12 protein-coding genes and 1 tRNA gene are annotated in these 17,677 nt (G+C 60.9%); 9 read left to right on the top strand and 4 right to left on the bottom strand.

The features are described 5' to 3' along the window. The first annotated feature begins 104 nt into the window (after positions 1 to 104). Positions 105 to 1,571, top strand: coding sequence for an ATP-binding protein (locus DWV43_RS01240; protein WP_117816992.1), 1,467 nt, complete (start codon positions 105 to 107; stop codon positions 1,569 to 1,571). A 100-nt stretch (positions 1,572 to 1,671) separates the two neighbouring features. On the opposite strand, the gene DWV43_RS01235 is transcribed toward DWV43_RS01240, so the two are convergent. Continuing rightward, positions 1,672 to 2,163, bottom strand: coding sequence for a hypothetical protein (locus DWV43_RS01235; RefSeq protein WP_117816991.1), 492 nt, complete (start codon positions 2,161 to 2,163; stop codon positions 1,672 to 1,674). A gap of 11 nt (positions 2,164 to 2,174) precedes the next feature. Between DWV43_RS01235 and DWV43_RS01230 the strand changes: the two genes are divergently transcribed. Then, positions 2,175 to 2,744: a hypothetical protein gene (locus tag DWV43_RS01230; RefSeq protein ID WP_117797210.1), complete on the top strand. Its 570-nt coding sequence runs from the start codon at positions 2,175 to 2,177 to the stop codon at positions 2,742 to 2,744. A gap of 319 nt (positions 2,745 to 3,063) precedes the next feature. Here the strand turns inward: DWV43_RS01230 and DWV43_RS01220 are convergent, their stop codons facing one another. Next, complete coding sequence (locus DWV43_RS01220) at positions 3,064 to 3,750, bottom strand: DUF5710 domain-containing protein (RefSeq protein ID WP_117816990.1); 687 nt, start codon at positions 3,748 to 3,750, stop codon at positions 3,064 to 3,066. 335 nt (positions 3,751 to 4,085) lie between these two features. Continuing rightward, positions 4,086 to 4,160, bottom strand: a tRNA-Val gene (locus tag DWV43_RS01215). Positions 4,161 to 4,449: 289 nt separating this feature from the next. On the opposite strand from DWV43_RS01215, the gene DWV43_RS01210 reads away from it, so the two are divergent. From DWV43_RS01210 to glmM, 3 genes are all read left to right on the top strand, one after another. Continuing rightward, positions 4,450 to 5,472: a DMT family transporter gene (locus DWV43_RS01210; protein WP_199569330.1), complete on the top strand. Its 1,023-nt coding sequence runs from the start codon at positions 4,450 to 4,452 to the stop codon at positions 5,470 to 5,472. Between the two features lie 149 nt (positions 5,473 to 5,621). Then, positions 5,622 to 7,934, top strand: a complete 2,313-nt coding sequence (locus DWV43_RS01205) for a DUF4012 domain-containing protein (protein WP_117816989.1) — start codon at positions 5,622 to 5,624, stop codon at positions 7,932 to 7,934. Positions 7,935 to 8,017: 83 nt separating this feature from the next. Continuing rightward, the gene (gene glmM, locus DWV43_RS01200) at positions 8,018 to 9,349 is read left to right on the top strand and encodes a phosphoglucosamine mutase (protein ID WP_117816988.1); all 1,332 of its coding nucleotides are present in this window, start codon (positions 8,018 to 8,020) and stop codon (positions 9,347 to 9,349) included. Positions 9,350 to 9,615: 266 nt separating this feature from the next. Here glmM and DWV43_RS01195 read toward each other — a convergent pair whose 3' ends face one another. Beyond that, the gene (locus tag DWV43_RS01195; RefSeq protein ID WP_117816987.1) at positions 9,616 to 11,199 is read right to left on the bottom strand and encodes a carboxypeptidase M32; all 1,584 of its coding nucleotides are present in this window, start codon (positions 11,197 to 11,199) and stop codon (positions 9,616 to 9,618) included. Between the two features lie 505 nt (positions 11,200 to 11,704). On the opposite strand from DWV43_RS01195, the gene pheS reads away from it, so the two are divergent. The 4 genes from pheS to DWV43_RS01175 all read left to right on the top strand — a co-directional run bounded on the left by pheS (position 11,705) and on the right by DWV43_RS01175 (position 17,642). Further along, positions 11,705 to 12,781: a phenylalanine--tRNA ligase subunit alpha gene (pheS, locus tag DWV43_RS01190; RefSeq protein WP_117816986.1), complete on the top strand. Its 1,077-nt coding sequence runs from the start codon at positions 11,705 to 11,707 to the stop codon at positions 12,779 to 12,781. 184 nt (positions 12,782 to 12,965) lie between these two features. After that, positions 12,966 to 15,419 carry a phenylalanine--tRNA ligase subunit beta gene (gene pheT, locus DWV43_RS01185; RefSeq protein WP_117816985.1) on the top strand — a complete coding sequence of 818 codons (2,454 nt, stop codon included), beginning with the start codon at positions 12,966 to 12,968 and terminating at the stop codon, positions 15,417 to 15,419. Positions 15,420 to 15,745: 326 nt separating this feature from the next. Next, a complete protein-coding gene (gene cbiM, locus DWV43_RS01180) occupies positions 15,746 to 16,828 on the top strand; it encodes a cobalt transporter CbiM (protein WP_117757543.1) in 1,083 nt (360 codons plus the stop codon). Continuing rightward, positions 16,806 to 17,642, top strand: a complete 837-nt coding sequence (locus DWV43_RS01175) for an energy-coupling factor transporter transmembrane protein EcfT (protein WP_117816984.1) — start codon at positions 16,806 to 16,808, stop codon at positions 17,640 to 17,642. The genes cbiM and DWV43_RS01175 overlap by 23 nt, the downstream gene beginning before the upstream one ends. Positions 17,643 to 17,677: the final 35 nt, after the last annotated feature.

Here is a 17,677-nt window from a genome sequence, read left to right as displayed (position 1 = left end):
ATGAGAGATAACAGAAAGATGAGAGATAATTACGAGAGATAACTGAGAGACGAGGGAAATCTATCCGCGGCATTCTTCGCAGAACCGAGCGAAAGGACGTGCAGATGAACGAAAACGAACTGACCGGTCTGCTCGAGTCTTTAAGGCGCATGGGCTCGGACGATCTTAACGTCGAGGTCAAGGAGAGCGCCACGACACTTTCCCGCGACGTATGGGAAACGGTCAGCGCTTTCGCAAACACCGCCGGCGGCATCATCGTACTCGGAGTGAGCGAGCACGCGGGTTTTGTCCCAGTTACAAACTTTGAGACCGAGAAAGTGCTCAACCAATTCGTGGCGGGCATGGGCGATGCCGGCGGTCGTGGAAAGCTGGCCAATCCGCCCAAATACACCATTGAGCGCGTGGAGCTCCAGGGCACCGTGGTTCTGGTCATCACGATTGAGGAGCTCGACCCGTCGAGCAAGCCTTGCTATGTCATAGAGCGGGGCGCTCAAGGTGGCAGCTACAAACGCATCGATGACAAAGATGTCCCGCTTTCGTCGACCGAGGTTTTGGCACTGTCGTCATATGAACGGACGAGTCCTAGCGATCGCGATGCGGTGCCCGGTACGAGTGTGGGCGATCTCGACGAGTCGATGGTCGACCGCACGATAGAGCGTGCCTATTCGCTGACGCCTCGAGCGATGCGCGGTGCGGCGGACAAGAAGACAAAGATGGAGCGTCTGAATTTCCTCGACTTCCAGGGCAATGTTACCAAGGCCGGCCTCCTTGCCGCGGGCGTTTACCCTCAGCAGTTCTATCCCAAGCTCTTCATTGATGTGGCTGTCCACGTGGGAACTCAAAAGGGAGCTGCGGGGCCACTAAGGTTTATGGACCGCACAGTCTGCGAGGGCACCCTAGGCGAGATGATTTCGGATGCCGTCGCAGCTGTCGCCAAAAACCTGCGCCGCATCTCGACCGTCCAAGGCGTCTCGCGTATCGACTCGCTGGAGATCCCCGAGGAGGTCCTGCGCGAGGCAGTCGCCAACGCGGTTATCCACAGGGAATACGGGGATCGGTTCTGTGGGCAATCGATCGCCGTCGACGTCTTTGACGATCGTGTCGAGGTGACGAATCCTGGCGGCCTTTACGGGGGAAAGACTCGAGAGAACTTGTTTGACGGCAGCTCCCGATGCCGTAACGCGACGCTCGTGAAACTCATGTCGATTGTCCCGCTTCCGGATGGCGCAGGTTCGCCGGCTGAGGGCAATGGCTCGGGCATCCCGATGATGATCGATGCCATGCGCGCGCATGGTCTGGCCGAGCCCCTGTTCTGCCCGGGGTTCGATCGGTTCAAGGTCGTACTTTACCGTTCAAAGATCGAGCCGGTCGATCATGGCGGAGGCTTAATTGTGACGGCACTCAAACACTACGGCGAGCTGGGGACGCGTGAGCTGGCAAAACGCACGGGGCTTACAATTTCCCAGGTTAGGTCGCGCGTCAACGCGCTCATTGCTCAAGGCGAGCTTGAGCCCACGGCGCCGTCGACAAGCCGCAACCGCAAATATCGACTGTCAGAGCGCGTGGAATAAATGCGTTAGTGGACGAGGCGACCCAATAATCGACCCTCGATTGGCGCCCACTAAGGTAAAGCGGTTGTTGCCCAGTCGACGGTGATGCTAAAGACTCGGCTTACGCCGGCATGGCCCCGAACCCGTCCATCAGGAACAGCCTGAGAACCAGCTTGATGACATTTCCCGGTTTGACTTCAGCCGTGCCAAAGACGTGGCGCTCGGCGAGCTCGCTGCAGTATGCGTAGATATCGCGGATAAGGTCCGCGCCCGAAAGCGTAAACATGTAGCCTGCGTCCGAAAGCGCATTGGGTGCGGCGGGCAACTTGGTCATGCGACAAAAGGTCAACAGGTCGGGCGCCATAGCGTCTTGGTAGCCAAGATGGCCGCCGTCTTCTTGTGCGGCGAGTTCCAGCTGGCGTACTCGATCCAGCGCCGCTGCCAGCACAAAGCTCGGTGTGGGCGCATTGACGTCTTCCGTGTTCGCCACGAGTTTGCCCGCCGCCTGTGTGACAAGCCAGGCGACCTCGCGCTGGCAACGCACGGCCTTGCGCGTAACCGGCTTGATGGACGAAGAAGAAACGCTCCCCTTAGGCGGATTCGAAGCAGCCATAAGACCCTCCCATGAACAATCCGGCCCAACAAGCCCGGATGAAACACGTGCTACATCAGTATACAGGGGAGTGGGGTAGCGGGGTACAAGCGCGCCAGCGGCAAACCGAGAGCATCAACAATGTGCCTCCGCTCTATTTGGACGATGGTACGTGGGTCATTAAGTACTCGGTTCAAGCGCCGGGTACCGTTGGTTTTCGAGACCAGAATTACAACCGTAAAATGCTCAACTGCATGGAATGTGACGTCCCAGTCGGAGTCATATTTGCAACCGAGGTGGGCTATAAGGTGCTCGGCCTTGCGTTTGTTGAGCGGTTCGAGCCCGAAAACGGATGGTTTGTTCTGCACGGTCCTGTTCATAAAGGCGGACCGGACCCTCGTTTTGCGCCCGACATGAGTTATCTGAAGCACATACCCGTCGATATTGAGTTTGCCGGACAGGGTGCGACCGACGATGAAATTTGGCTTTGGCGGTCTTTTACGATCGTGCTGTTTGATCGGATCGCGTGGCGATGCAATCTCGCACACGCCTGCCGGTGCATGCTCTTCCTGATTTGTATAGCGAGAGGGGAGCGAACGTGAGCTGGCGAGGCGATATTGCGATGGGGAAGTACGGAAAACTGCCGTGCGCCCTTATAGACAACAAAATGTTTCCGAGCGTAGAAGTTGATTGCGGGTCGTTTGTCGTCGCCTGTCCTTGCTGCGGCTCGCAAATACCGTGCCTCGACATTCGGTTCATCGATGCGTGCGACAGACTTAGCGACGAAGTGAGAAAACGGACAGGCGTTCATATGCCGGTGTATCAGGAGAAATGCCCTGTTTGTGGCCTCGATATCGTGTACGACGCCGGCGACGAGGGATAGGTGATGCGGAGGAGCTGGCTGTGAAGGCATCTCTGTCCCTATAAATAAATCCCCTCACCGAGCTGCTTGTGGAACTTGGCGTGATGGTCGCGTGCCCAGGTAAAGAGCGCCTGGTCAAAGTCGGTGCGCGTGGCCGGGACGCCAAAGACGCCGGCAACTTCGACGCGTACAAACTCCAGTGCCGGCAGCTTGTTGATGGCAGTGAGGGCAAACGGGGACGAGGGCTCCTCGAACAGATAGCGGCTGCCTTGCAGCGCGTCGCAAATGGTGCACGTGTTGCCGAGCGACGGGGCTTTGGAGGCTCGCGCGCCTACGGGCTTGTAGCCGCAGCGCTTATGAAGGTAGTCGCGGATCTCGCCCGGCACGCAGCCAAGAGCGGGCACGATGGCGAGTGCGTTGGCGTTGGCCGTGTCGATGGCAATGTGCCCGGCTTCGTTGGGCGCGTGCGCGATGGCGATGTTCTCGTCGTTATCGGTTCGATAGGGAATGCCGAAGGCCGCGACCGAGGTCTCTTTGTGACACTTCCAGCACTCGCGCTTGCCCAGTACTAGATATATATACGGCGCTGAGGGGTCGGATCGGTCAACACCGGGCAGCCACTCGGCAAAGGGCTCGGGGTTGACGCCGCTGGGTACATACCAGATCTTCTTGGTCCGGTCCCATTTGGCGCCCAGCGCTTTGGCTTCTTCTTTGTGCGAAAAGGGGACATCGAGCTCGGTGCGCATGGCGGCTCCTTGGTGCTGCAGGTGCGAGTGGCTCAAGGATACCGCAGGGCGCAGACATCGCGGCGTTTTGTTGAGAAGTTGCGGCGCGGACTGCTTGGTTACGCCGTTAGATAAATTGGCAAGTAGATGGTCGGCTTTTGACCAGTTGGGCGGTTGGAGCAGCTTGCGGCGCAGTTTTGTGCCTGGCTATTGTTGATGTTGGGGTATTGAATATATTTGGCTGCCATTCGTCAGGTGAATTGTTGTTACGTTGCGATGACGGTTGGAACTGCCAGCGGATTTAGCGACAAAAAACAAAACAGCCCAGAGGACATAGCCTCTGAGCTGCGAACATTTGGTGGGCGTTAGAAGATTTGAACTTCTGACCTCTTCCGTGTCAGGGAAGCGCTCTCCCCCTGAGCTAAACGCCCGATCAAGGGTGCGCAAGCGCGCAAGGGATAATATAACGGAGCCTGAACTCGGTGGCAAGAACATTTTTAAAAATCGCTTACATTGTGGAATTCGGGGGCTTTGTCATATCCATTTCAAAAGAGCCTGCTGCCGCGATTTGACTGTCGCATAATGCAAGGCCATTGCGGTATCGAGCTATGGAAAGACGTCTGCGGAATTGTCCTACCGATAAGCGGACAAGCCTCCAGCTGGTGCCTTCGCCGTGGTAAGGTAAGCCGAATTGTTTCCAGGCTGCTTCGAGGGAATGGAATGAGCAAAGAGCGTGTCGAGCAGGTCGAAGGCGCAGGGGCTTCGGTGCCGATGACCGATATATCGAACATTGATGTGCCCGAGGGCACCGATGAGCTCAGCCGTAGCACCCGCCGCGCTTGGCGCGAGCGCCTGAACAGCGCTTCGTCGCGCAAGATGATCACGGGCGTCTTGGCTACGCTGGTGGGCGGTTCGTTTTGGGGCTTCTCGGGCACCAGCGCGAGCTTTCTGTTCGATACCTACCACGTCGACACCTTGTGGCTTATGAGCGTGCGTCAGATTCTCGCCGGTCTACTCTTTATGGCCGTGGTTGTTACGCGTGACCGCGAGCGCCTGATTAAGCTCTGGACCACACCCGCCGATCGCAAGCAGCTGCTGCTCTTTACCGCCTTTGGTCTGCTGTTCAACCAGTTTTGCTATCTTTCGGCCGTGCGCCTGACGAACGCCGGAACCGCGACGGTGCTCCAGTGCCTGCAGCTCATTATCATCATGGGCTACACCTGCGTGACCGATCGCCGCATGCCGCGTACTCGCGAAGTCATCGGCATTGGCCTGGCTCTGGGTGGAACCTTTTTAATCGCCACCGGCGGCGACCCCACCAGCCTTAATATCTCGCCGCTTGGCCTGGCAGCAGGTCTTATGTGTGCGGTCAGCGCCACGTGTATGGCGGTGATTCCCGCCAAGATCCTGCCCGAATACGGCAGCCCCATCGTCACGGGCTCGGCAATGCTCACGGCGGGCGTGGTCTCGTGCGTCTTCGTGCAGCCTTGGGCGCATATGCCGGCACTCGACGCTGCCGGCGTCGAGGCGCTCGCGGTGTTCGTGGTTATCGGCTCGTTTTTTGCTTACATGCTCTATATGCAGGGCCTTAAGGACATCGGCTCGGTGCGTGCGAGTCTCATCGGAACTGTGGAGCCGGTTTCGGCGACCATCACCAGCGCCGTTATGCTGGGCACGGTGTTTTTGCCGACCGACCTTATCGGCTTTGCCATGATCATCGTGATGATGTTCCTCACGGTGTAGCTGGCGTCGCCGCCAAGACAGAAAAGGTGTTGTGCCACATTTTCGCCAATTGATGTCCGTGTCTGGAGTTTAGCTGTCGATGCCCAAAATGCCATAAACTGGTAACGTTATGGACTTTTTCATTGCGACTCAATTGCGAGGATTTCTTTATGGCTGGTAATCACTTTAAGGGCAGCGATAGCGGCCGTCCTGCAGTTCCGCCGCGTCCGAACGGGGCTGGTAAGGCCGGCACGCCGGGCGGCGCTGGACAGGGCGGTTCCGGTAAGCGCGTGTCCCCGGGCGAGACGGCGATGTTTACCGCTCTGTACGAGCAGTCTCAAAAGGCAAAAAAGACCGGCCGTGCAAGAGGGAATGTCTTTGCGGGCGGTGCAACCTCCGCGTCGCAGCCGAGCGGGGCTCCTTCGGTACCCGCGAACAACGCAGGTGCTACCAACGCCGCGAATGCCGCCGGCAACGTTAATGCCGGCAAGGCCGCCAACAATACTCCCTCTGCCGGTGGCGCGGGGCTTACGGGTAACCTTGGCACGATTTACACCGGCGCCTCCGAGACTGGCACGTTCGCCCGCCTGGATGATAGCGGTGCCGAGTTTGCGGGCTCGGGTTCCAAGGAAGATTATTACGATTTTGGCTTGAACTATGGTAGCGACGCTTCGTCGAGTTCGACCTCTGACGGTCTGGTCCGTCATCGCCATCGCAAGGGCGAACGCAAAAAGCGTCACACCGGCGCCATTATTGCCGCTGTAGTCGCGGTGCTTCTCGTTGCGCTTGGCGCAAGCGGCTTTATGCTGCTTAACTCGGCAAAGACCGTAAAGAGTGAAGCGAAGGAGGCCGTCGAGATTGTCGGTGGCCTTAAGGACAAGGTCACGTCGGGCGATTTTTCGACGCTGCCTGACGACGCGAAGAAGATTGATGAGCTTTGCGACAGCATGAAGGCGGAGACCTCGAGCCCGCTGTGGACGGCGGCTTCGTTTATCCCGGTGTATGGCAGCGACATCAATGCGGCCCGCACCATGATCGACGCCCTGTCCGATGTCTCGAGCAATGCGCTGGTTCCCATGGCCGATAACCTTTCGCAGGCCACGCCCGGCAAGCTGTTTCAGGACGGCATGATTAACGTGTCCGCGCTGCAGGCGGTCGCCGATTCGCTTTCCAGCAGCTCGAAGGTGTTCAAGAGCGCCAACGAGAAGATCCAGGGCATTGGCGATACTCATATTTCCCAGGTGACCGAGCTGGTCGATAAGGCCAAGGACGGCTTTGCCACCCTCAACGGCGCGGTTGACGCGGCGGAGAAGGTCGCCCCCGTCCTTCCCCAGATGCTCGGCGCCAACGGCCAGACGCGCAACTACCTTGTGTACGCCATGAACAACGTCGAGATTCGTGCCTGCGGCGGCTTTGGCGGTTCGCAGGGCCTGATTTCGGTCACCGACGGCCAGATGTCGATTGGCGAGTTTGTTCCCTGCATTGCGCGCAGCAAAGACGGGGCGGTTGAGAGCGTCGACGAAGAAGATGAGACGCTGTTTGGTGACCACAGCAACCTATACATCTCGGGCAACACCTATTCGCCCGACTGGCCCCGTAATTCGCAGCGTGTTGCCGCGCTGTGGAAGTCTGAATATGGTCAGGACGTCGATGGCGTCATTGGTATCGATCCGGTATTCCTGCAGTATCTGTTGGGCCTCGTGGGTAATGTTTCACTGCCCGACGGTACAGTCGTTGACGGCACTAACGCGGCGAAGGTGCTTATGCATGATGTGTACTGGAACTATCCGGTCGAGGAGTCGGACGGCATCTTTGCATCCGTCGCCAGCGCTGCCTTCGACAAGATCCTTGGCGGTATCGGCGACGTCGATGTTGCGAACCTTGTCAGCGCCGTTGAGCGCGGTGCCGAAGAGGGCCGCCTGATCGCGTGGATGAAAAACGATGACGAGCAGAACGCTATCAAGGAGATGAACATCGACGCCTCGCTGCCCGATCCGGATGACCCGAGTGAAGATCCCGTTGCCGGCGTTTACTTTAACAACCTGAGCTTCTCTAAGCTCGACTGGTATCTGAACGCCGATACGCAGATTGGTCAGGGCGTGAAGAACGGCGACGGCGCTTGCTCGTATCGCATCACCGTTACCCTGACGAACATCATGACGCAGGAGGAGGCAGGTAAGCTGCCCGACTACGTAGCGGCCAGTGCGCCTGGGACCTCGCGTGACGATGAGCGCTTGTATGTATCGCTGTTTGCGCCGACAGGCGGCAGCATTACCGATCTAACCGTTGAGGGGACTCAGTTTGGACTGTTCGCTGCCACTTGGCACGGAGTTCCCTGCTATTCGGGAACCGTTGACCTGCATGCTGGCGAGACGACGACGATCACGTATACGCTGACCACGTCGGCCGAGGCGGGGGACAAGCCGCTTACGCTGCGTCAGACTCCTACATGCCAGGCGGCTCGCGACAGCGCGTCGGCGTAGGGTTTTTCTGGTAGCGCAGATAATCGAGTACCATTTTGGGGCGGACAGGCAATCTGTTCGCCCCTATTTTGTAAGGAGAGCGCATGAAGTACTTTGGCACCGACGGCTTTCGCGGTGAGGCCAACGTTGGGCTGACGGTAGAGCACGCTTATAAGATTGGCCGTTTTGTGGGCTGGTATTACGGCGCTAACCGCGAGCGCAAGGCGCGCGTCATCGTGGGTAAGGACACACGCCGCTCGAGTTATATGTTCGAGGCGGCGCTGGTGAGTGGCCTGGTCGCGAGCGGTGCGGACGCCTATATGCTGCACGTGATCCCCACGCCGGGCGTAGCGCATCAGACCGTGGAAGGCTGCTTCGATTGCGGCATCATGATCAGCGCGAGCCACAACCCGTTTTGCGATAACGGCATTAAGCTCGTCAACAGCGACGGTTTTAAGATGGACGAGGACGTACTGGAGCTCATCGAGGATTACATCGATGGCAAGAGCGAGGTGCCGCTGGCCACGGGCAACCACATTGGTGCCACGGTGGACTACATGCAGGGTCGCAACCGCTATATTGCCTCGCTCATTGCAAGCGCGAACTTTTCGCTGCAGGGCGTCAAGATCGGTATTGACTGCGCCAACGGCTCGGCTTCCTCGGTGGCCAAGCCGGTGTTTGACGCGCTCGGCGCCGACGTGCGCGTGATCAATGCCGCGCCCGATGGTTTTAACATCAACGTCGACTGTGGTTCCACGCATATGGAGCGCCTGCAGCGCCACGTGGTGGAGCAGGGGCTGGACGTGGGCTTTGCCTACGACGGCGATGCCGACCGCTGCCTGGCCGTGGATGAGCGCGGTCGCGTGGTAGACGGCGACCAGATCTTGTACGTGTGCGGCGTGTATCTGAACAAGCACGGGCGACTCTCGGGCGGTACCGTGGTGCCGACGATTGCCAGCAACTTTGGCCTGGTCAAGTCGCTGGAGCTTGCCGGTCTGAGCTCCGTGACCAGCGGTGTGGGCGACCGTCACGTGTATGCCAAGATGCGCGAGGGCGGCTACAGCCTGGGCGGCGAGCAGACGGGCCATACGATCTTTGGCGATATCGAGCGCACGGGCGACGGCATTATGACCTCGCTGCGCGTGATGGAAGTGATTCGTGCCGAGCGCGAGACGCTCTCGCAGCTCACGGCTCCGTGCAAGCTGCTGCCGCAGGCGCAGGTTGCCGTGCGCGTAGCGGATAAGAACGCCGCACTCGAGAACATGGGCGTGCAGAACGCCATCGCCGAGGCCGAGGCTGCGCTGGCAGGCGAGGGCCGCGTGCTCGTACGCAAGAGCGGAACCGAGTCGGTTATCCGCGTGCTGGCCGAGGCGCCCGACCAAGCATCCGCCGATGCCGCCATGAAGCGCATCGCCAACGCGTTGGAAGCTCTGTAGTTACGCGGTTTTACCAAACCGCGTAACTACTCGACGCTGCAAGCGGCCCCAAGCGGCAATCTGACGTTCAATTTCAAGGGCGCGACCAGAAGGTCAGCGCCCTTTCATTTCACGTCACCTTGCTCGCTTACCCGGCACTTGGGGACGTTCCTAAAGTGCCGGGATAAAAGGAACGTCCCCAAGTGCCGGGTCTCTGGTTTAGATGAAAAAGGGGCGCCGCGGGATAGATCCTGCGGCGCCCCTTTGCGTTGCGTGTTGTCTAAGCTTTACAGCTCGTACAGCGTGGTGAACTTGTCCTGCAGGTAGCTGCAGTAGTAGCGGGCGTCAAAGTCCATGCCGCAGGCACCCTTGATGAGTTCCGGCGCGTCCTTGGCGCGGCCCCACTGCCAAATGTGCTCGCCCAGCCAGGTGCGGACGGGTGCCAGGTCGCCGCTCGCACAGGCGCCATTGAGGTCGACACCGTCGCGGCACATGGCCGGCACAAACATGGCATCGTAGGCGCTACCCAGCGCATATGTGGGGAAGTAGCCAAACGAACCGCCGCTCCAATGCGTATCCTGCAGGCAGCCGTGCGTGTCGTCGGGAACGGGAATGCCCAGGTACTCGTCCATAAAGCGATTCCAAAGCGCGGGGATGTCCTTGGCCGTAGCCTCGCCGGCAAACAACATGCGCTCGATCTGGTAGCGCACCATAATATGCAGCGGATAGGTGAGCTCGTCGGCCTCGGTGCGGATCAACGACGGCTGCGCGATGTTCACGGCGCGGTAGAGCGTGTCTTCGTCGACGTCGCCGTAGACCTCGGGCGCGTGACGACGCAGCACCTCGAGCAGCGGGCCCATAAAGGCGCGGCTGCGACCCACGGTGTTCTCGAAAAAGCGGCTCTGGCTCTCGTGGATGCCCATGGAGGTGCCGCCCTCCAAGCACGTGCGCGCATAGGCGGGATTGACGCCCAGCTCGTACATGGTGTGCCCCGCCTCGTGGATGATGCTGTAGACGTTGGAGATGCAGTCGTCCTCGTAGATGTGCGTCGCGATGCGCGCATCACCCACGGCAAAGCCCTCGCTAAACGGATGCTCGGTAAAGGCAAGCGTGGTGTCGTCCAGGTCCAGGCCGACAAGCTTCATAAGGTCGAAGCTCATGGCGCGCTGGGCAGCCTCGGGCACGTGGGCGTGCAAAAAGTCGGCAGCCGGCTGCTGGCCGCGCTCGCCGATGGCGTGCACGAGCGGCACGACCGTGGCCTTGACCTCATCGCAAAACGCATCGAAGCTCTTGGTGGAAAGGCCGCGCTCGTACTGGTCGAGCCAAACATCGTATGGGTCGCGCTTGGGGTCCATAAGCTCGGCCTGATGCTTAAGTTGGGAGACGATTCTATCCACATAGGGCTCAAAGCTTGCCCAGTCGTTGGCTGCCTTGGCCTTGTGCCACACGGCGTCCGCCTCGCAGGTGAGCCTGGTCCAGGCCTCGGCTTCTTCGATGGGGATGGCACTGGCCTCACGTTGATCGCGGCCGAGCACACGGATCTCGTCGAGCGGCTGCGGGTCGTCGATCTTGCCTCCGGCGACGGTCTCGCGTGCCAGCGAGTGCACAAGTTCGACAGACTTTTTGCTGGTCAGCAGCTTGTGATGCTCGCCAGCAAGGGTGCCCATGGCGTCGGCACGCGCTGCTGCGCCGTTGGCAGGAGCAATCGTCGCTCCATCGAACTCGGCAATCTTGAGCAGGTACTCGCGAGTCCACAGCTTGCCCTCGAGTTTGCGGAACTTTTTGACGGCCTTGTCGACTTTAGCAGCCTTGACGCCCTTGGCAGCCTTTGCCACGGCGGCCTTGGCCTTCTTATCGTACTTCTTTCCCATACCTATATCCTTGATCTCGCAGGCCGAGCGCCGCAGGCGGGTGCACGGCCAGTTTGCACAGCTACCTGCCTTGTACCCAGTGCGAACAAAACGGAACGCGGCGATGTGCTCGCGAAATGTGTTATCCTATAGCCCAATGCGTTGACGGAGAGGGTTTTGCCCGCCGCGTCGCCGGCAAGAGAGGGAAGGTCATGGGCTGCAAGCCTTCCTGCGGTGGCAAGGGCCAAGCGTTCACTCCCGAGCAGCGACCTCAACGGGCGCGCGGCTAGCGGCGGCGAAGCCCCAGTAGGGAAGCCGTGAGCCTCGCGATAAGGGGCGCAGAGTGGGCACGGCGGGCCAGACATCCGCCGGGTCAAACAAGGTGGTACCGCGGAATTCAACCGTCCTTGGGCAATGCACATGCCCGAGGGCGGTTTTTTGTTACCGAACCGGGCCGCGTTTTCGCAACGCTGGGCGGCGGCAGTCGTCCCGGCGAGCGGGGAGCGCGAGAGACGAAAGGGAAGACATGAGTCTGATTGATGATCTGGTCAAACTCGAGGAAGAGGCCAAGGAGCTCGTCGCAGGCGCCGACGACGCCGCCAAGCTCGAGGCTGCGCGCGTTGAGCTGCTCGGCCGCAAGGGTCGCATTACCGGCCTGATGCGCATGATGGGCAAGCTCGCCCCCGAGGATCGTCCCGTGATGGGTAAGCGCGCCAACGAGATGCGCCAGCTGATCGAGGGCATGCTCGACGAGCGCAACACCGAGATGAAGGCCGCCGCCCTCAGGCACGCACTGGAGCACGAGGCCGTCGACATCACGCTGCCGGGTATCCGTCCGCAGATCGGTCACCAGCACCTGATCAAGCAGATCATCGAGGAGGCCGAGGACATCTTCTGCGGCATCGGCTACACCGTCGAGTCCGGCCCCATGGTCGACACCTCCTACTACAACTTCACCGCGCTCAACGCCCCCATGGATCACCCGAGCCGCTCGGCTCGCGACACGTTCTATGTGGTCGACAACAACCCCGGCAGCGTCGCACACCCCGAGGCCCACGCCCATGGCGAGTCCGACGTGCTCCTGCGCACCCAGACCTCGGGCGTGCAGATTCACACCATGGAGTCGCAAAAGCCGCCCATCTACATGATCTGCCCGGGCACCGTCTACCGTCCCGACACGGCCGACGCCTGCCACCTGCCGCAGTTCAACCAGATCGAGGGCCTGGTCGTCGACGAGGGCATCACCTTTGGCGACCTTAAGGGCACGCTCGACTACTTTGTTAAGTGCATGTTTGGCGAGGACCGCAAGACGCGTTACCGCCCGCACTTCTTCCCCTTCACCGAGCCCAGCTGCGAGGTGGACGTAAGCTGCCACGTCTGCGGCGGCAAGGGCTGCAACTTCTGCAAGCACAGCGGCTGGATCGAGATCCTGGGCTGCGGCATGGTCGACCCCAACGTCCTGATCAACTGCGGCATCGACCCCGAGAAGTACACCGGCTTCGCCTTTGGTATTGGCGCCGAGCGCGTCGCGGCACTGCGCTACGACCTGCCGGACCTCAGAACGCTCATGACAGGCGATATGCGTTTCTTGAATCAGTTCTAGGCTGCGGCTTGCCCAAGCACGGCACCTCGGCGCTCATTCGTCGCTTGCGTACCAAAGTACGCGGCACTCCTCTTTCGGGCCGATCTGCCGCACTTGGACAACCCTCGCTTTGTAAGGAATGTTCACAAAGTTGAAGTTTCCACCTGCATCTCTTCGCAGGCTTTCAGTATGAAAGGAGAGCTAGATGCGTGTTTCTTACGACTGGCTCAAGACCATGATCGATATTCCGGAGGATCCCAAGACCCTTTCGGACGAATATATCCGTACCGGCACCGAGGTCGAGGCGATCGACACCGTGGGCGAGTCCTTCGACCACGTGGTGACCGCTCAGGTGCTCACCAAAACCCCGCACCCCGATAGCGACCATATGTATGTGTGCTCGGTCGACGTGGGTGACAAGAACCTTGACGCTGACGGCAATCCCGCTCCGCTGCAGATCGTCTGCGGCGCGCAGAACTTCAAGGCCGGCGACCACATCGTCACGGCCATGATCGGCGCTGTCCTGCCCGGCGACGTCAAGATCAAGAAGAGCAAGCTTCGCGGCGTTGTGTCCATGGGCATGAACTGCTCCGCGCGCGAGCTCGGGCTGGGTGGCGACCACTCCGGCATCATGATTCTGCCCGAGGACACGCCCTGCGGTATGCCGTTTGCCGAGTATGTGGGCTCGAGCGACACCGTGCTCGACTGTGAGATCACGCCCAACCGCCCCGACTGCCTGTCCATGATCGGCATGGCCCGCGAGACCGGTGCCATTTTCGACCGCGATTTCCATGTGGAGCTGCCCGCCATCAAGGCGGAGACCGGCCGTGCGACCGACGACGAGCTTTCGGTCGAGATTGCCGACGAGGGCCTGTGTGACCGCTACGTTGCCCGCATCGTGCGCAACGTCAAGGTCGGCCCGTCGCCCGACTGGATGGTCAAGCGCCTCAACGCCCTGGGCGTGCGCCCGCACAACAACATCGTCGACATCACCAACTACGTGATGATGCTCACCGGCCAGCCGCTGCACGCCTTTGACCTCGACACCTTTGCCGAGCGCGATGGCCACCGTCGCGTGGTGGTTCGCGCCGCCCAGCAGGACGAGAAGTTCACGACGCTCGATGGCGAGGAGCGTGTGCTCGACGCCGGCATGGGCCTCATCACCGACGGCGAGCGTCCCGTGGCGCTGGCCGGCGTTATGGGTGGCATGGATTCCGAGATCGAGGACGATACCGTTGACGTGATGGTCGAGAGCGCCTGCTTCAACGCCGGCCGCACCTCGCACACCAGCCGTGACCTGTCGCTGATCTCCGACGCCTCCATTCGCTTTGAGCGCCAGGTTGACGAGACCGGCTGCGTGGATGTCGCCAACGTTACCTGCGCGCTCATCGAAGAGATCGCCGGCGGCGAGGTTGCTCCCGGCTATGTCGACGTTTTCCCCGCGCCCAAGACCATCGACAGCATTAAGCTGCGCCTGGCCCGTGTGCACGCCATCTGCGGTGCCGACATCGAGCCCGACTTTATCGAGCGTTCGCTCACCCGTCTGGGCTGCACCGTCGAGCGCGACGGTGAGGACTTCATGGTCACGCCGCCGAGCTTCCGTCCCGACCTGCCGCGTGAGATCGACCTGATCGAGGAGGTCCTGCGCCTATGGGGCATGGGCCGCGTCACGGCGACCATTCCGGCTGCCAAGAACCACATCGGCGGCCTGACGCGCGAGCAGAAGCTTACCCGCAAGGTCGGCGAGATCCTGCGCGCCTGTGGCCTCAACGAGACCACGACCTTTGGCTTTGCCGCCCCGGGCGACCTGGAGAAGATTGGCATGTCCACCGAAGGCCGCGGCTGCCCCGTGGTGCTCATGAACCCGCTGGTGGCCGAGCAGACCGAGATGCGTCGTTCGCTGCTGCCGGGCCTGCTGCAGTCCGTGGCCTACAACGAGGCGCACGGTACGCCCAACGTGCACCTGTACGAGGTCGGCAACCTGTTCCACGGTCGCGAGAACGCCAGCCTGCCCAAGGAGACCAAGTCCGTGGCGGGCGTGCTCTCGGGCCAGTGGAGCGAGCAGTCCTGGAACATGAAGTACCGCAAGCTGCGCTTCTTCTTTGGCAAGGGCATTGTCGAGGAGCTGCTCGCCCAGCTGCGCATCGAGAAGGTTCGCTTCCGTCCCGTCGAGGGCGAGGGCTACGCTTTCTTGCAGCCGGGTCGTGCGGCCGAGGTTCTGTCCGGCGGAACCGTGCTGGGCTGGGTCGGCGAGATTCACCCCGAGGCGCGCGAAGCGATGGGCATCGATGAGGTCGTCGTTGCCTTTGAGCTCGACTTGGACAAGCTGATCAAGGGCGCCCGCAACCAGGAGAACTATCGCGAGTTCTCGCAGTACCCGGCTGTTGAGCATGACCTTGCCATTGTGGTCGACAACTCCGTGACCTGTGAGGATCTTGAGCGCCGCATTACGAGCGCCGGCGGTAAGTTGCTCGAGGGCGTGCGCCTGTTCGACGTCTACCGCGATCCCATCCGCATCGGAGCGGGCAAAAAGTCCATGGCCTTTGCGCTTACGTATCGCTCCGACGACCACACGCTCACCAGCGAAGAGGTCGAGAAAGCGCACCAGAAGATCGTCACCAAGGTGTGCAAGGGCGTAAACGGCGAAGTCCGCTCGTAATCTTTGCTGTTCGGAACCCGCCCCCTGCGGGGTTTTCACGGCAACGTCCTCGCCACTTCGCGGCTGCGGGATGTTGCCTTAGAAAACCCCTCTCGGGGGCGGGTTCCTGCGTTAACCTTGTTGCGAGCGGATCGCACCTTCTTCCGGGTGACCGGAAAGTTGGGAGTGCATGGGCCCTTTATTGGGCGGTGCGTGGACCTGGGCTAATAACGTACGTATTGCAAGGGCGTGCTGCGTTGTGGGCGGTGCGCCTTTTTGTTAGTATGCAGAGTCGGTGTTACGGATTGTTGGAAACGTAACACACAACGTTCTGATTGAGAGGGCTCATGCATATTCCCGATAATTATCTGTCCCCGCAGACCGATGCCGTTATGGCGGTGGCGATGGTGCCCGTATGGGTTCACTGCATCAAAAAGGTGCGCGCCACGCTCGATCGCGAGCATATGGCGTTCCTGGGCATCTGCGCCGCATTCTCCTTCTTGCTCATGATGTTCAACGTTCCGCTGCCCGGCGGTACCACTGGTCACGCCGTCGGCGGCGCACTCATCGCGCTGCTGCTGGGCCCCGAGGCCGCGGCTATCGCTGTCTCGGTCGCTCTGGCGCTGCAGGCGCTGCTGTTTGGCGACGGCGGCGTTCTGTCGTTTGGCGCCAACTGCTTTAACATGGCCTTTGTGCTGCCGTTTGTCGCTGCTATCGTGTTCCGTGCGCTCAACAGCCGTCTGCACGACAAGAGCTGGGGCACCTCGGTTTCTGCCATCGTGAGCGGTTGGGTCGGCCTGTGCCTGGCGGCCCTGTGCGCGGCAATCGAGTTTGGTATTCAGCCGATGCTCTTCACCAACGCTTCGGGCGCCCCTCTGTACTGCCCCTTCCCGCTGTCCGTGGCTATTCCGGCCATGTTGATCCCGCATATGCTGGTTGCCGGCGTGATCGAGGGCGTGGCGACGGCCGCCATCTACGGCTTCATTAAGAAGACGGCGCCGAGCATTATCGTCGGCCCCGAAGCCGCCGATGGCCAGCTTGCCGCCGATGGTACCGCCAAGAAGACTTCCCTGATTCCCACGCTCATTCTGGTCGCCGTGCTTGTCGTGGCTACGCCGCTCGGCTTGCTCGCCACCGGTGACGCCTGGGGTGAGTGGGACGCCGAGGGCGCCGCGACCGCCGTTCAGGAGGCTGGCGACGACAGCCTGCAGGCTTCGGTCGGCCTCGATACCCCGACCTTTGCCGACGCCCTGCCCACGGGCGATTATCTGCAGGCCTATTCCGAGGAGCAGGGTCTTGGCTTTGCCGGCCAGGCTGCCATGTATATCCTCTCGGGCGTGATTGGCGTGGCGGTGCTGACCATCGCATTCCGCCTGGTCTCGCTGACGGTCAAGGAAAGCGGTGCTCATGGCAATAGCCGAGCTGCCTAGCTGGCTTACGGTCGAGCAGCGATACGAGCCCGCGGGGGCTCGGCATCGTGTGATGCAAAAGAATGTCCTACACCTGGCGAGTCTGCTTGAGCGGGTTCGCCTGGGTGGAGGCGCGCACGAGGGCGGGTCGATGGTCGACCGCGCCCTTTCTTGCGTTTCGGCTCCGGTGCGCCTGGTGGGGATGTTCGTCTGCGTTCTGTGCGTGTGCCTGACGCAAAGCCCGCTGTATCTGATGTTGATGGCGGCTATCGCGCTGGTGCTCGTTGCCGTGCGCCCCGTACGCGGGCTGCGGGCAACCTTTGTGCCGGCACTTGGCGCTGCGGGGCTCGCGGTGGTTTTGGCACTACCTGCCCTGCTGCTGGGCGCGTCTGCCACGGGCGCCATGCTCAAGATTGCGCTCAAGACGTTCATTAATGTGTCGCTTGTGCTGGGCGTTTCATGGACGCTTACCTGGAGCCGCATGTCGGCGGCGCTCAAAATGTTGCACCTGCCCGACGAGGGCATCTTTACTTTCGATATGGCGCTCAAGCATATCGAGGTGCTGGGACGCACGGCGCACGATCTGTGCGAATCGGTCATGCTGCGCAGCGTGGGTCGTGCGCCTGCGGGTTTTTCGCGCACCGACTCGCTGGCGGGTATCATGGGCATGACGTTTATCAAGGCGATGGAATGTAGCCACGCGATGGACGAGGCTATGCTTTGCCGCGGCTTTGCCGGTGCGTATCCGGCGCCCGCGCGCGCCGGGTTTGGCTGGCGCGATGCGGTCTATGCGGCCGGCGTGGCACTGCTGGCAGTGTTGTGCGCCGTGCTGTAGGCGCTGCTGGTTCTTGCTGGGGATGCAAATAGGGA

The organism is Collinsella sp. AF05-9, assembly GCF_003465595.1.
GTDB lineage: Bacteria > Actinomycetota > Coriobacteriia > Coriobacteriales > Coriobacteriaceae > Collinsella.
This window is presented reverse-complemented; position numbering and strand designations above follow the sequence as displayed.

Coding starts and splice junctions, on each gene's coding strand:
- DWV43_RS01235 (WP_117816991.1), bottom strand. CDS start 2,163: ATGGCTGCTTCGAATCCGCCTAAGGGGAGCGTTTCTTCTTCGTCCATC.
- DWV43_RS01210 (WP_199569330.1), top strand. CDS start 4,450: ATGAGCAAAGAGCGTGTCGAGCAGGTCGAAGGCGCAGGGGCTTCGGTG.
- DWV43_RS01240 (WP_117816992.1), top strand. CDS start 105: ATGAACGAAAACGAACTGACCGGTCTGCTCGAGTCTTTAAGGCGCATG.
- cbiM (WP_117757543.1), top strand. CDS start 15,746: ATGCATATTCCCGATAATTATCTGTCCCCGCAGACCGATGCCGTTATG.
- DWV43_RS01195 (WP_117816987.1), bottom strand. CDS start 11,199: ATGGGAAAGAAGTACGATAAGAAGGCCAAGGCCGCCGTGGCAAAGGCT.
- DWV43_RS01230 (WP_117797210.1), top strand. CDS start 2,175: ATGAACAATCCGGCCCAACAAGCCCGGATGAAACACGTGCTACATCAG.
- glmM (WP_117816988.1), top strand. CDS start 8,018: ATGAAGTACTTTGGCACCGACGGCTTTCGCGGTGAGGCCAACGTTGGG.
- pheT (WP_117816985.1), top strand. CDS start 12,966: ATGCGTGTTTCTTACGACTGGCTCAAGACCATGATCGATATTCCGGAG.
- DWV43_RS01175 (WP_117816984.1), top strand. CDS start 16,806: ATGGCAATAGCCGAGCTGCCTAGCTGGCTTACGGTCGAGCAGCGATAC.
- DWV43_RS01220 (WP_117816990.1), bottom strand. CDS start 3,750: ATGCGCACCGAGCTCGATGTCCCCTTTTCGCACAAAGAAGAAGCCAAA.
- pheS (WP_117816986.1), top strand. CDS start 11,705: ATGAGTCTGATTGATGATCTGGTCAAACTCGAGGAAGAGGCCAAGGAG.
- DWV43_RS01205 (WP_117816989.1), top strand. CDS start 5,622: ATGGCTGGTAATCACTTTAAGGGCAGCGATAGCGGCCGTCCTGCAGTT.